Source organism: Amycolatopsis solani, from assembly GCF_033441515.1.
Classification (GTDB): Bacteria; Actinomycetota; Actinomycetes; order Mycobacteriales; family Pseudonocardiaceae; genus Amycolatopsis; species Amycolatopsis solani.
On sequence record NZ_JAWQJT010000001.1, the window covers coordinates 1460238 to 1473472 of the forward strand.

The 13235-nt window shown below is 70.9% G+C and carries 13 protein-coding genes; 6 read left to right on the plus strand and 7 right to left on the minus strand.

Annotated features, from left to right (window positions below; translation table 11 throughout):
* Positions 1–41 precede the first annotated feature (41 nt).
* The 5 genes from SD460_RS07375 to SD460_RS07395 all read right to left on the minus strand — a co-directional run bounded on the left by SD460_RS07375 (position 42) and on the right by SD460_RS07395 (position 4820).
* Positions 42–581: a DUF305 domain-containing protein gene (locus SD460_RS07375; protein ID WP_290059127.1), complete on the minus strand. Its 540-nt coding sequence runs from the start codon at positions 579–581 to the stop codon at positions 42–44.
* The gene (locus SD460_RS07380) at positions 578–1336 is read right to left on the minus strand and encodes a lytic polysaccharide monooxygenase (RefSeq protein ID WP_290059126.1); all 759 of its coding nucleotides are present in this window, start codon (positions 1334–1336) and stop codon (positions 578–580) included. Before SD460_RS07380 ends, SD460_RS07375 begins: the two co-directional genes overlap by 4 nt.
* A 146-nt stretch (positions 1337–1482) precedes the next feature.
* On the minus strand, positions 1483–2199 hold the full coding sequence (locus SD460_RS07385; protein ID WP_290059124.1) for a dienelactone hydrolase family protein: 717 nt from the start codon (positions 2197–2199) through the stop codon (positions 1483–1485).
* A 19-nt stretch (positions 2200–2218) separates the two neighbouring features.
* A complete protein-coding gene (locus SD460_RS07390; RefSeq protein WP_438860664.1) occupies positions 2219–3394 on the minus strand; it encodes a globin domain-containing protein in 1176 nt (391 codons plus the stop codon).
* Positions 3395–3644: 250 nt separating this feature from the next.
* Positions 3645–4820, minus strand: coding sequence for a globin domain-containing protein (locus SD460_RS07395; protein ID WP_290059120.1), 1176 nt, complete (start codon positions 4818–4820; stop codon positions 3645–3647).
* A gap of 255 nt (positions 4821–5075) precedes the next feature.
* Here SD460_RS07395 and SD460_RS07400 point away from each other — a divergent pair, with 255 nt between their 5' ends.
* From SD460_RS07400 to clpB, 3 genes are all read left to right on the plus strand, one after another.
* Positions 5076–5561: a MarR family winged helix-turn-helix transcriptional regulator gene (locus SD460_RS07400; RefSeq protein ID WP_290059118.1), complete on the plus strand. Its 486-nt coding sequence runs from the start codon at positions 5076–5078 to the stop codon at positions 5559–5561.
* Positions 5562–5661: 100 nt separating this feature from the next.
* On the plus strand, positions 5662–6849 hold the full coding sequence (locus SD460_RS07405) for an MFS transporter (RefSeq protein WP_318306012.1): 1188 nt from the start codon (positions 5662–5664) through the stop codon (positions 6847–6849).
* A 96-nt stretch (positions 6850–6945) separates the two neighbouring features.
* Positions 6946–9540: an ATP-dependent chaperone ClpB gene (clpB, locus tag SD460_RS07410; protein ID WP_290059116.1), complete on the plus strand. Its 2595-nt coding sequence runs from the start codon at positions 6946–6948 to the stop codon at positions 9538–9540.
* A gap of 3 nt (positions 9541–9543) precedes the next feature.
* On the opposite strand, the gene SD460_RS07415 is transcribed toward clpB, so the two are convergent.
* Positions 9544–10224, minus strand: coding sequence for an SDR family NAD(P)-dependent oxidoreductase (locus SD460_RS07415; protein ID WP_290059115.1), 681 nt, complete (start codon positions 10222–10224; stop codon positions 9544–9546).
* 55 nt (positions 10225–10279) lie between these two features.
* Between SD460_RS07415 and SD460_RS07420 the strand changes: the two genes are divergently transcribed.
* Positions 10280–10714, plus strand: coding sequence for a MarR family winged helix-turn-helix transcriptional regulator (locus tag SD460_RS07420; RefSeq protein WP_290059114.1), 435 nt, complete (start codon positions 10280–10282; stop codon positions 10712–10714).
* Positions 10715–10815: 101 nt separating this feature from the next.
* On the plus strand, positions 10816–11574 hold the full coding sequence (locus SD460_RS07425; protein ID WP_318306013.1) for a TtfA family protein: 759 nt from the start codon (positions 10816–10818) through the stop codon (positions 11572–11574).
* On the opposite strand, the gene SD460_RS07430 is transcribed toward SD460_RS07425, so the two are convergent.
* Positions 11571–12398, minus strand: coding sequence for a hypothetical protein (locus tag SD460_RS07430; protein ID WP_290059112.1), 828 nt, complete (start codon positions 12396–12398; stop codon positions 11571–11573). The genes SD460_RS07425 and SD460_RS07430 overlap by 4 nt on opposite strands.
* Positions 12399–12467: 69 nt before the next feature.
* Here SD460_RS07430 and SD460_RS07435 point away from each other — a divergent pair, with 69 nt between their 5' ends.
* Positions 12468–13226, plus strand: coding sequence for an SDR family NAD(P)-dependent oxidoreductase (locus SD460_RS07435; RefSeq protein ID WP_290059111.1), 759 nt, complete (start codon positions 12468–12470; stop codon positions 13224–13226).
* The last annotated feature ends 9 nt before the right edge of the window (positions 13227–13235 follow it).

Here is a 13235-nt window from a genome sequence, read left to right on the forward strand (position 1 = left end):
CGGGCAGCCCCTCCCGGCTGCCCGCGGTTCCGCGCCGCGGGTCAGGTTTTGAAGTTCAGCAGTTGCTTCACCTCGGCCGTCCGCGACTCGATCACGCGGCGGGCGAGGTCGCGGGCCTCGGGGTTCACCCCGCCGCTGGGTCCGTTCTCCGTCTGGGCGAGCTCGACCGCGCCTTGCTGCTGGCCCGTCAGCACGTCCAGGAACTTGCGGGTGAACTCCGGGTCCGGGGCCGACTTCAGCGCGCCCACCAGGTCCGGGGCCGTCATCTTCATGCCGCCGTGGCCGGCGTGGGCGTGCGGGTCACCGGCCATCGTCTCGGGCTCGTTCCAGGCGCGGAGCCAGCCCTTCATCTGGTCGACCTCGGTCCGCTGCGTCACCTCGATCGCCGCCGCGAGTTCCTTCAGGGACGCCGGTACCGCGCGGTTCGCGGCCAGGCGGACGATCTCGATCCCCTGCTCGTTCTGGGGGATCAGCATCTGCAGGAACATCACGTCGGCCGCGTTGTGGGACGGGGCGGCCGGCGTCGCGCTGGTGCCGCATCCGGTCAGCAGCAGCGCGACGACGGCCAGGACCAGTCTCACTGGCGCTGCCAGAGGGCCGGGGTGTTCGGCGGCTCCCAGCCCGCGATCGCCGTGTGCGGCTGGAGGCAGCGGTAGCTCGCGCCGTTGTACGTCACGACGTCACCCGCCTTGTACGCCGTGCCCGCCGACCACGTGCCGGTCGACGGCGGGGTCGTCGTCGGGGGCGGGGTCGTGGTGGGCGGCGGGGTCGTGGTCGGGGGCGGGGTCGTGGTGGGCGGCGGGGTGGTGCCACCGCCGCCGACCTGCAGGTCGACGCAGCTGTAGAACGCGTTGGACGTGTCCGCGATGTTCCAGATCGCCAGCACCTTGATCCGGCCCGAATACCCGGCCAGGTTCACCGTGTGCGACAGCGTCGACGGCGGCTGCTGGTTGTTGCCGTTGAAGACCGCGACCCGCGTGTTGCCGACGTAGTACTCGTAGTTCGTCGTCGAGTGGCGGGCGGTGAACACCCAGTTGAACGTCACCGTGCTGCCGACGGACTTCGCGGGCCACGCCTTCGACTCGTCGTTCAGCTGGGCGAACTGGGGCAGCCCGCCGTTGCAGCTGCGCAGCCCCTTCGGGCCTTCGACGCTCTGGGGTTCGTAGACGATGTTGCCGCAGTTCGAGACCTTCCCCGCCGCGCAGTTGGCCTGGCGGCTGGGTGGGTCGGACACGTAACCGTGCGCGCTCGCGGTGGCGGCGGGGAGGACCACGACCAGCACCGGTGCGAGCAGAGCACCGGCGGCGGCCGCGAAGAGCTTGCGTTTCCAGGTCATTTTCGGCTCCTCGAGGGGGAACAGCTCTGTTCCGGAGGGAGGGCGAACGAGCACATCCGGGGAAGATGTGGTCTAGACCATAAGTCGATTCGGGCACAACGGTCAACGAACTACCGCCGATCGACGACTTCGCTGCTCCGGTCGGCTCAGTGCGAAGGTCGGGCCGATTGCTGCAGGTGTTCGCCGAAGAAAGACGTCACCCGGCGCCACGCGTCTTCCGACGCTTCGTGGTGGTAGGTGAACCCGACGACCTTGAGCAGCAGGTTCAGCGGCGCGGCGACGTCGACCTGGTTGGCGAACCCGTGGCTCGCGCCCGGGTACTCCTTGACGTCGTGGGGGATCTCGCGCTCGGTCAGCGCCGTCTCGAGCTTCGCCGCCGCGCCCCGCAGGCCGAAGTCCTTCTTGCCGAAGCTGGCGACGATCGGGCAGGCGTCGTCGAGCACCGACAGGTTCTTCGGGAGCTGTCCGTAGTACGGCGCCGACGCCTCGAACCCGCGGGCCGCCGCGACGAGGGCGAAGCCGCCGCCCATGCAGAAGCCGGCGATGCCGATCCGGCCCGTGCAGTCCGGGCGGGCGGCGAGGAGTGCGCGGGACGCCTCGATGTCGTCGAAGCTGCGTCCCTGGGTGGCGAACATGTCCGAAAACACCCGGCGCACGCAGCGGCGCATGCCCCCGCGGGCGTACATGTCCGGGCTGAGCGCCAGGAATCCCTCGGCGGCGAAGCGGTCGGTGATGTTCTTCGTGTCCTGGCTCAGCCCGAAAGCGTCGTGGATGAGCACCACGCCGGGGTGTGGTCCCGCGCCGGCGGGTTCCGCCAGGTAGCCGCCGATGGTGCCGTCCGAAACCGGAATCTTCGTCTCCATATCGGCGACGATAGCGCGCTCAATCCAAGGTGAACGGGTCGTACGATATTCGCTCCAGGTCGATCCCCTTCGCGAGCAGCTTCGCGATGGTGGATTGGATCATCGACGGCGAACCGGACACGAGGACGTCGTGGTTCTTCCACGAGCCCCGCTGGGTCACGGCGTGCGCGAGCGTGCCGCGGTCGCCGCCCGCGACCGCGCCTTCTTCGGTGACCGGGGTGACCGTCAGCCACTTGGACGTCGCCGCCGTCCGGCGCAGGTCGTCCAGTGCGTACAGGTCCTCCGGTCTTCGGCCGCCGAAGAACAGGTGCACCGGCGGGTTCCGCTTCCAGTGCGAGAGGTCGTCGAGGATCGCCATCAGCGGCGTGATCCCGGTGCCGCCGCCGATCAGCAGCAGCCGCCGCTTGGTCGTGGTCGGCCGCACGTTGAGCGCGCCCATCGACGGCCCGAGGCGCCAGACGTCGCCCGGCCGCGTGTGGTTGACGATGCTGCCGCTGACCCAGCCGCCGGGCACCGCGCGCACGTGGAACGTGAGCTGGCCGTCGCCGCGGGGCGCGTTCGACGGCGACAGGTACCGCCAGAACCGGGGCCGCTGCGGCACTTCCACGCTGACGTACCCGCCGGCGCGGTACGGCAGGAGCCCTTCGGTGCGCACCTTGACCAGCGCGACGTCGCGGGCGAGCTTCCGGTGTTCCAGCACGGTCGCCGACCACGCCGCCGGTCCGGTTTCCGCCTGCGCCGCCTCGCGCATGGTCTTGGCGATGAGCCCGTACGCCGAGGTCCACGCCGACTCGACCTCGTGCGTCCACTTGTCCTTGAGGAACCGCTTGAGCGCCGAGATCAGCGCGAGCCCGACGGCGTCGTAGTGGCGGGAGACGACGGCGAACTTGCGGTGGTCGCGGCCCAGCTGGCCGAGGAAGGTGACCAGCTCGTCGGGCCGGTCGACCATCTGCACGACGTACACGAGCGCGCGCAGCAGCCTGCTCCGCTGGGTCGTCATGGTCACCGGGAACAGATCGCGGCAATCGGGGGCGATCACGAACAACGCGCCGTAGAAGTACTGCGCCAGTTCGTCGGCCTTCGGCTCGACGGCGGCAAAACTTTCACGAATCAATCGAGCGAGTTCGCGACCTTCCACGGCCGAAACGGGAACTGTCTCGGGCAGCGTGGAGATCTTCACGGATTCAGCATTCATCGGGAACGGTAATCTCCACTCGTGCACAGGTAAAAGCGCCGTCCATGCGGCGTCGCTGTCGCGGTGCCGCCCCCGAGGGTTCCCGACTCTAGGCGCATTCCCGTGCAGATGCGCGTGATTCCGTGCGGTCCCGCTCGAACGGACCAATTTGGCCACACCGGGTCAACCCGATCTGGCGGTAAGTAAAAATGATCAGCTCAAAGTAAAATGTTCACCGGACAGGAGTATTGCCTTTCCGGTGTTACGGGAATCAGTCGATCGTGAAGGGATCGTATTGGATCTGGTCCAGCGCGCTGCCCGCCACGAGCATGCGTGACACCGTCGCGCGGATCATCGCCGGCGAGCCGGACACGAGGATGTCGTAGCCGGGCCAGGCGCCGTAGCGCGTGACGGCCTCGGCCAGCGTGCCCTGCTCGTACCCGGGGACGTCGCCGCCGCGCTCCACCACCGGCGAGATGGTCAGCCACGGGTTCGTGGCCGCGAGCGCGCGCAGTTCCTCGAGGTCGTAGAGGTCCTCGCGGGACGGCCCCCCGTAGAAGAGGTGCGTCTTCGGGTTCTCGCCCCACATCGCGAGGTGGTCGAGGATCGCGCGCAGCGGCGCGATGCCCGTCCCGCCGGCGATCATCAGCACGCCCCGTGACGCTTCGCGGTCGACCGTCAGCCGGCCGAGCGGCGGGCCGAGCCGCCAGACGTCGCCGGGCTGGGTGTGGCTGACGATGGCGCGGGAGACCCAGCCGCCGTCGACCGCGCGGACGTGGAACTCGATGCCGCCGTCCTCGCGCGGCGCGTTCGCCGGCGAGAGGTAGCGCCACAGCCGTGGCCGCTGCGGCACTTCGACGCTCATGTACTGGCCGGGGTGGTAGGGCACCTGCTGGTCGGGCAGCAGCCGGACGAGCGCGAGGTCCCAGGTCAGCCGCCGGTGCTCGACCACGGTGGCCTGCCACGACGGCGGGTTCTGGTCGGCCGCGGCGGCGTCCTGCATGGCCCGCGCGGCGATGGTGAAGGCCTCGGCCCACGCCCGTTCCACCTCGGGCGTCCACTCCCGGCCGAGGTGGTTCTTGAGCGACGCCAGCAGCGCCGTCCCGACCGCTTCGTAGTGCCGCGGCACCACGCCGAACTTGCGGTGGTCGCGGCCCAGCTGGCGCAGGAACGGCGCCAGGTCGTCGGGCCGGTCCACCATCTGCACGATGTGCACCAGCGCGCGCACCAGCCTGCCGCGCTGGATCTCCATGTTGATCGGGAAGAAGTCGCGCGTGGTCGGGGCGAGGGTGAACAGCATCCCGTAGAAGAACTGCGAGATGTCCGCGATGTACGGCTCGGACTTGGCCCAGCTGTCCCGGATGAGCTTGACCATCGCGGCGACGGCCGCGGGAGCTTCGCGCGGGGCCGAGGACCGCGGGAGCGGGCTGACGGAGTCGGCGGTCATGCGGGGGTGTTCACGGGTCGGGGACCGCCTCCTGGGTCCATCGCCACTGCTGTCACCTCGTCACTCAACGTCACCCGAACGCGCCGCGCGCGCGGCCCGTCCGCAGGGTATCCGCCAGGCGGCCTTTTGCCCGCATTGTTGCTCCGACCGGGTGTAATTCGCCCGGCTCCGGCGTGGGCGACCTCACCGGCCGGATGGTTGCCCAGAGCAAGCGTCCGGCAATAAACTTGTATTGCACAACTAAGGGAGGTTCCGATGGGCTCCGACGACACCGACGACGACGTCCGGGTCGAGCTCATGCGTGAGCTGAAGACCGCTTCCCAGCTCCAGCACGCCTGGATCATGCAAGCTTGGCAGAGCGAACCGGGGCTGCACCCGGCGGCCGCGATGCTGCTCTCGGACCTGTCCAAGAACGGCGAGGCCCGGCCGTCCGAGCTGGCGAAACGCCGGTTCGTCGACCTGTCCGTGGTGAGCAGGCAGATCGCCCAGCTCTCCGCCGCCGGGCTGATCGACCGCCGCCCCGCCCCCGAAGACGGCCGGGCGTCGCTGGTGAGCGTGTCGGAAAAGGGCCGGGCCGAGCTCGCCCGCTGGCGTACCAACTACCTCGAATTCATGGAGAAGGCGCTCGGCGGCTGGGACGACGAGCGCGTCACCGACCTCACCGAGCGGCTCGCGGGGATGAACGAAGACCTCCGCCGGGCCCTCGGCAGCGCCGCCTGCGCGGCCGACCCGACCAAGTGACGCGGTGCCGCCGAGGAGCCACCCGCAGTGGGCTTCCGCCCGCCGTACTTTGTCCGTTCGGGCCTGACTTCCCGGTGCTCAGCAGGGTTTACTTCGGTAGGTGAGGCATAGCCGGGTCGCACTGCTGTGCGCGCTGGGGATCGACAACTTCGGCTCGGGTCTGTTCCTCCCGTTGGCGCTGGTGTACGTAACCCAGGTGATCGGCGTACCGCTCGCCGTGGCGGGCACGGCCGTCACCCTCGGCACCGTCGGCGGCCTCGTCGTGCCGCCGCTCGCCGGCCGGCTCGTCGACCGCGTCGGGCCACGCACGGTGGTGATCGGGGCCCAGTTGCTGCAGGCGGCCGGCGCGGGCGCGTACCTCGTCGCCGACGGCCCGGGTCCGGTGGTGTTCGCGGCGGTGCTGCTCGCGACCGGGCAGCAGTTGTTCTACAGCTCCCTGTTCGCCCTCATCGCCGACGTCGCGGGCGACGTCCCGAAGGATCGGCCGTTCGCCGAGGTGGGGATGGTGCGGGCCGGCTGCTTCGGCCTGGGCGCGCTCACGGCGGGCGCGCTGCTGACGTGGGTCGGCACGTCCGGGTACCGCGTCGCGCTCGTCTTCGACGTCGTCACGTTCCTCGCGGCCGCGGTGATCCTCGCCTTCTTCCTCCGGCTCGTGCGCCCGGCGAGCGGGCACGCCGAGCGGCCGGTCCGGGTGCTCCGGAACCGGCCGTACCTCGCGTTGATCCTCTTCAGCGGGCTCTTCGGGCTCTCGCTCGACTTCTTCCTGATCGGCCTGCCGGTCTTCGTGCTCGACCGGCTGCACCTCCCGGCGTGGCTGCCCGGCGCGATCCTCGCCCTGCTGACCGTGCTGACCAGCGTCGGCGGCACGGTCGCGCTGCGCCTCACCGCGCGGCTGACGCGGATCGCCGCGATGCGGGCGGGGTCGGCGTTGTTCGCCGCGTGGTGCCTGGTCAGCCTCGGCGTGCTGCTGGTGCCCGCCCGCTGGCAGGTGGCCTACCTGCTGGCGTCGACGCTGGTGTTCGCGGCCGGTGACCTGGTCTTCGGGCCGAGGTCGGGCGCGCTGGCCGAGGCCGCGGCACCTCCGCTCGCCCGTGGACGTTATCTCGCTGCGTACCAGTACGCGTTCACCGTGGCGCAGGTGATCACGCCGGCCGTGGTCGCGTTGTTTTCGGTCGCCGACTGGTTACCCTGGGTGGTGGTCGGGACGTGTGCCGGGCTCGCCGTGGCCGGGCTCGGGACGTTGGGCTCGCGGCTGCCGGCCAGCGCTGTCGCACCCGGTCAGAGTTGAGCGGAACAGACTCAAGTTTTCGTGCGTTAAGGATGGTGACGGGTCATGGTCAGGCCGGTCACCTGGACTTTTGAGTTATCGAGCATGAGGTGAGGGATGGACGCTTTCAACCCGACCACGAAGACCCAGCAGGCGATCTCGTCGGCGGCGCAGGCGGCCACGATGGCGGGCAACCCGCACGTGTCGGCGCCGCACCTGCTGGGCGCCCTGCTGGCGCAGGGTGAGGGGCTCACCGCGCCGCTGCTGACCGCGGTCGGGGCCGACCCGGAGGTGGTGCACAAGGAGCTGGAGCCGCTGATCGCGGCGCTGCCGTCGGCGACCGGCGCGACCGTGTCGAGCCCGCAGTTCGACACCAACGCCGTCAAGTCGCTGACGCGCGCCCAGAAGCTCGCCACCGAGCTGGGCGACGAGTACGTCTCGACCGAGCACCTGCTCGTCGGGCTCGCGACCGAGGGCGGCCAGGTGGCCGACCTGCTCAAGCGCCACGGCGCGACGCCGGACGCGCTGCGCGAGGCGTTCGTCAAGGTCCGCGGCTCCGCCCGGATCACCAGCGAGGACCCGGAGAGCACGTTCAAGGCCCTCGAGAAGTACGGCGTCGACCTGACCGCGCGGGCCCGCAACGGCGAGCTCGACCCGGTCATCGGGCGCGACACCGAGATCCGCCGCGTCGTGCAGGTGCTGTCGCGGCGCACGAAGAACAACCCGGTCCTGATCGGCGAGCCGGGCGTCGGCAAGACGGCCATCGTCGAAGGGCTGGCCCAGCGCATCGTCGCCGGGGACGTGCCGGAGTCGCTGCGCGGCAAGCGCGTCGTCGCACTCGACCTCGGGTCGATGGTGGCCGGCGCGAAGTTCCGCGGCGAGTTCGAGGAGCGGCTGAAGGCCGTGCTCAAGGAGATCACCGACTCCGCGGGCGAGGTCGTCACGTTCATCGACGAGCTGCACACGATCGTCGGCGCCGGCGCGACCGGCGAGGGCGCGATGGACGCGGGCAACATGATCAAGCCGATGCTCGCCCGCGGCGAGCTGCGGATGGTCGGCGCGACCACCCTCGACGAGTACCGCCAGCACATCGAGAAGGACGCCGCCCTGGAGCGGCGCTTCCAACAGGTGCTCGTCGGCGAGCCGTCGCCGGAGGACACCATCGCGATCCTGCGCGGGCTCAAGGAGCGCTACGAGGTGCACCACGGTGTCCGGATCACGGACGCCGCGCTGGTCGCCGCGTCGACGTTGTCCGACCGCTACATCACCGCGCGCTTCCTGCCGGACAAGGCCATCGACCTGGTCGACGAGGCCGCGTCCAAGCTGCGCATGGAGATCGACTCGCGGCCGGTGGAGATCGACGAGGTCGAGCGGGCGGTGCGGCGCCTGGAGATCGAGGAGATGGCGCTCGCCAAGGAGAGCGACGCCGCTTCTCGCGACCGGCTGGCCGCGTTGCGTGCCGAACTGGCCGAGAAGCGTGAGGCGCTGACCGCGTTGACCGCGCGCTGGCAGAACGAGAAGGGCTCCATCGAGAAGGTGCGCGAGCTCAAGGAGCAGCTCGAGCAGCTGCGCGGCGAGTCCGAGCGCGCCGAGCGCGACGGTGATCTGGGCAAGGCCGCCGAGCTGCGCTACGGCCGGATCCCGGCGCTGGAGAAGGAGTTCGAAGCGGCCACCGCGGCGAACGAGGCCAGCAAGCAGAACGTCATGCTGAAGGAAGAGGTCGGCGCGGACGACGTCGCGGACGTGGTCAGCGCGTGGACCGGCATCCCGGCGGGACGGCTGCTGGAGGGCGAGACCGGCAAGCTCCTCCGGATGGAGGACGAGCTGGGCCGGCGTGTCATCGGGCAGAAGGAAGCGGTGCAGGTCGTCTCGGACGCGGTGCGCCGCAGCCGGGCCGGCGTCGCCGACCCCGACCGCCCGACCGGTTCGTTCCTGTTCCTCGGCCCGACCGGCGTCGGCAAGACCGAGCTGGCCAAGGCGCTGGCGGAGTTCCTGTTCGACGACGAGCGCGCGATGCAGCGCATCGACATGAGCGAGTACGCCGAGAAGCACTCGGTGGCGCGCCTGGTCGGTGCCCCGCCGGGCTACGTCGGGTACGACCAGGGCGGGCAGCTGACCGAGGCCGTGCGGCGCCGGCCGTACTCGGTGGTGCTGCTCGACGAGGTCGAGAAGGCCCACCCGGACGTCTTCGACGTGCTGCTGCAGGTCCTCGACGACGGGCGGCTGACCGACGGGCAGGGCCGGACGGTGGACTTCCGGAACACCATCCTGATCCTGACGTCGAACCTCGGCTCGCAGGCGATCGCCGACCCGTCGCTCGACGAGCGGCAGCGGCGTGACGCGGTGCTTTCGGTGGTGCAGCGGCAGTTCAAGCCGGAGTTCCTCAACCGGCTCGACGACATCGTCGTGTTCCACTCACTCGGCACCGAGCAGCTGACGTCCATTGTGGACATCCAGATCGCACGACTGGCCACGCGGCTGGCGCAGCGCCGGCTGAACCTGGACGTCACCGACGGCGCCCGCGAGTGGCTCGCCCTCAACGGCTTCGACCCGATCTACGGCGCCCGCCCCCTGCGGCGGCTGGTCCAGTCGGCGATCGGCGACAAGCTGGCGAAGGCGCTCCTGTCGGGCGAGGTCCGCGACGGCGACACGGTCCGGGTCGACATCCCGGAGCTGGAAGCCGGTGACTCGCTGACCGTCACCCGGGTGTGAGTTTCACCAGGCCAACCGGCGCTCGTCTTCGTAGACGGCGCCGGTTGGCCCGTTTTCGTCCACAGTGGCCAGCCGGATGGCCACTTCGGCGCCCTCTTCCGGGGTGCGCGTGCCGCGGAAGCCGTTGAAGTCCGTGGCGACGTGGCCGGGTGCCGCGCCGTTGACCTTGATGGCCGTGCCCGTGAGTTCGCGTGCGTAGTGGACGGTGATCGCGTTGAGCGCGGTTTTCGAAGACGAGTAGGGCATGGACGGCTGCCCCACCCACGCGCCCGCTTCGCCGATCGAGCCGCGCTTGCTGGTCACGTTCACGATCCGGCCCGCGGGAGAGCGCCGCAGCAGCGGCAGGAACGCGTTGGTCACCCGGACCACGGCGAACACGTTGGTCTCGTAGACCTCTCGCAGGGCGGCCGCCGGTTCTTCGGACGGCTTCCCGTACCCGCCGGTGTTGATCCCGGCGTTGTTCACGAGCACGTCCAGCTCCCCGATCTCCGCCACCGCGGCGGCGACGTCCTCGTCCGACCGGACGTCGAGGCGCACGAACCGCGCGCCGATCTCCGCGGCGGCGGCTCGGCCGGCCGCTTCGTCGCGGGCTCCCACGTAGACGGTCATTCCCCGGCCGGCCAGCCCGGCCGCGATCGCTTTGCCGATGCCCTTGTTCGCGCCGGTCACCAATGCTGTTGTCATGACAACACCGTACGCGCCGGTTGTTGTCATGACAACACCCACGTAAGGTGGCGCGGTGGACCGGCTCAGCAAGGACGAGATGGCGTTGTGGCACGCGTGGAAGCGGGCCGCCGAAACGGTGCGAGCCCGGGTGGCCGAGGACATCGCCGCCGAGACCGGACTGTCCGATCCGGACTTCGGTGTGCTCACCCGCGTCACCGAGGACGGGCGCGGACGGCTGCGGCAGAACCAGCTCGCGGACTCCATGGGCTGGCACCGCAGCCGGTTGTCGCACCACCTGACCCGCATGGAGCAGCGCGGGCTCGTCACGCGGCGGCCGGTCGACGGCGGGGTCGAAGTCGTCGTCACCGACGCCGGCCGGGCGGAAGCCGCCCGGGCGCGGCCGGTGCACGCCCGGGCCGTGCGCGCGCACCTGGTCGAACCGCTCGGGAAAGCCGACCGCGCCACTTTCTTCGCGTGCCTCGAGGCTCTGACCGAATCCCGCGATTAGCCGATTTGTCGACCTGGGAGCAGGGAAATGATCCGAACGGGCCCGGCGACACGGGTACCGGCCATCAGCTCTTCGGCCTAGCAGGCGATACCCTGGCCGTCGTGGGTATTCCGGCGTGGATCTGGTTCGTCATCGCGGCCGTCGCCCTGGTGGCCGGCCTCGGGCTGCTCGCGGCCGACCGGGCGAAGGAGGGCTCGCGCAACCGCGAGCGCATGCGCTGGGCGCAGTTGCGCGGCTGGCAGTTCGTCGAGGAGGACGAACGGCTGCCGCAGCAGTGGTCGAACGGCGCCATCGGCTACTTCGGCGCGGACGCCGCCGTCAACGTCGTCGCGGGGTCGACCTTCACCTCCGACGGCCGCCGCCCGGTGTTCATCTTCGACATCGAGTCCGAGGGGCAGATCCCCGCGGTCGTCGTCGCCGTGCGCTGCAACAAGAAGCACCGGATCCCGATCGAGATGTGGCTGTCCAGCGTGCCGTTCCAGCGCGCCGACATGCCGGAGATGCTCGGCCCGATCGGCTCGCGCTACGCCTTCGCGGACGACGCCGACGGCGCCCGTGCGGTGATCACCCAGGAGCTCGTCGACGCCGCGGACCAGCTCGGTGGCGACGTCGGCGTGGCCTGGCTCGAGGCCGAGTGGGTGCTCGCCAGCGTCGTCCCGACCGCCGGGCCCTCGCGGCTCGAGCGGCTGCTGAGGGATCTGGGCGAGATCGCGGACATCGTCGACCCGTTCGACGAGGACTACGACGCGGGACGCCACCAGGCGAGCGCGCCGATCCCGACCCCGGGTTCGACCCCGCCCGCCACGCCGGCCGCGGGGACGCCGGTCCCGCCGCCGCCCGCGGACCCGGCGCAGGACTAGGGGTTCAACGGGCGGTCGAGCAGGCTGCCCGAAAACGACGGCTCGAGCGTGCCGTGCACCGTGGCCGCCCCGCCCTGGACGTGGACCACGTGGTCGACGCCGAGGTCGCCGCTGATCGAGCCGGACGACAGGTCGTGGGACGCCTTCATTAGACCCGCGGCCGGGCCGAGCTGACCGCCCAGCTCGTGCTTCTGGCCGAGGTCGAGGTCGCCGGCGAACTGCCCGCTCGCGTGCTGCTCCGACGACGTGCCGACCGCGCCGAGCCGCCCGAGGTCGACGGCCTGCCCGGACGAGCGGCGCACGGCGAGCCCGCCGGTGAGGTCGCCGGCGAACCGCCCCGTGGGGCTCAGCCCGCTGTCCACCCGCTCCGCGTGTTCGCTCAGCACGTCGACGCCGTGGCCCAGCCAGACGCCGTGGTGCGCGCTGTCGCTCGTGCCGAGCCGGGTGGGCTCGGTCGAGCCGGCCAGGCGCTGCTCGTCGCCGGTCGCCACGGTCACCTGGCCCACCCGGACGTCCTGGCGGCCGGTCCGGGACGCGAAGGCCCCGGACGAACCGGCGCCCGCGGCCTCCCCGAGGTCGGTGAGGAACTGGGCTTCGCCGACCCGTTTGGCGAAGACGTCGCGGCGGGCCGCGGTGAGGCCGTCGCCGTCGAGCTGGCCGGCGTGCTGGTGGTCGACGGGCAGCGAGATGCCGTTCAGCGGCAGGGTGATGTCGGTGGGGCTGGCGAGCGCGGCGGCGGGGGCCGCGAAGAGCAGCGCGACGGGCGCCGCGCCCGCCGCGACCTTGGGCAGATAGCCGCTTTTGCGCTTGCTGTGCTTACCCATGCGCCGGACCATACTTCCCCGGCGGCTCGAACGCATGTCTGCCCGTGACCTGCGGGTATGTTCACCCACATGACCACCACCGCTCTCATAACCGGTGCCACGGCGGGCATCGGCGCGCAGTTCGCGCGCACGCTCGCCGCCGAGAAGTACGACCTGGTGCTCGTCGCCCGCGACGCCGCGCGACTGGAGGCGTACGCCGCTGAGCTGCGTGAAAAGCACGGTGTCGCCGTCGAAGTGCTCCCCGCCGATCTGTCCGAAGTAGACGGACGGGCCGCGGTCGAGGAGCGGCTCGCCGCCGGGCCGGTCGACCTGCTGGTGAACAACGCCGGGTTCGGGCTGAGCGGCGACTTCTGGACCATCCCGCCCGACGCGCTGCAGCGCCAGCTCGACGTCAACGTCACCGCCGTGCTGCGGCTGACGCGGGCGGTGCTGCCCGGCATGATCGACCGCGGTCACGGCGAGATCATCCAGGTCAGCAGCGTGGCCGGGTTCTTCAGCGGCCGCGGTTCGACGTACACGGCCAGCAAGAACTGGGTCACGTCGTTCACCGAAGGCATCGCCGCGTCGCTGCCGAAGGGCGTCCGGATGATGGCGCTCTGCCCCGGTTTCACGGCGACCGAGTTCCACGAGCGGGCCGGCATCGGCAAACCCGGGCCGAAAATCGCCTGGCTGGGTGTCGAACAGGTGGTCGGCGAAGCACTCGCGGACCTGCGCCGCGGCAAGGTGATCTCGGTGCCGAGCCTGCAGTACAAGGCCGTCGTCGCGATCGGTGGCCTGCTGCCGCGCGCGGTGCTGCGCCGGATCAGCGGCGGCCGCGGGCGCACCTGAGCCGTCACT

Excerpts from the sequence above, each read along its gene's own strand:
- SD460_RS07415 (WP_290059115.1), bottom strand. The coding sequence starts at position 10,224 with ATGACAACAGCATTGGTGACCGGCGCGAACAAGGGCATCGGCAAAGCG.
- SD460_RS07430 (WP_290059112.1), bottom strand. The coding sequence starts at position 12,398 with ATGGGTAAGCACAGCAAGCGCAAAAGCGGCTATCTGCCCAAGGTCGCG.
- SD460_RS07395 (WP_290059120.1), bottom strand. The coding sequence starts at position 4,820 with ATGACCGCCGACTCCGTCAGCCCGCTCCCGCGGTCCTCGGCCCCGCGC.
- SD460_RS07400 (WP_290059118.1), top strand. The coding sequence starts at position 5,076 with ATGGGCTCCGACGACACCGACGACGACGTCCGGGTCGAGCTCATGCGT.
- clpB (WP_290059116.1), top strand. The coding sequence starts at position 6,946 with ATGGACGCTTTCAACCCGACCACGAAGACCCAGCAGGCGATCTCGTCG.
- SD460_RS07380 (WP_290059126.1), bottom strand. The coding sequence starts at position 1,336 with ATGACCTGGAAACGCAAGCTCTTCGCGGCCGCCGCCGGTGCTCTGCTC.
- SD460_RS07435 (WP_290059111.1), top strand. The coding sequence starts at position 12,468 with ATGACCACCACCGCTCTCATAACCGGTGCCACGGCGGGCATCGGCGCG.
- SD460_RS07390 (WP_438860664.1), bottom strand. The coding sequence starts at position 3,394 with ATGAATGCTGAATCCGTGAAGATCTCCACGCTGCCCGAGACAGTTCCC.
- SD460_RS07385 (WP_290059124.1), bottom strand. The coding sequence starts at position 2,199 with ATGGAGACGAAGATTCCGGTTTCGGACGGCACCATCGGCGGCTACCTG.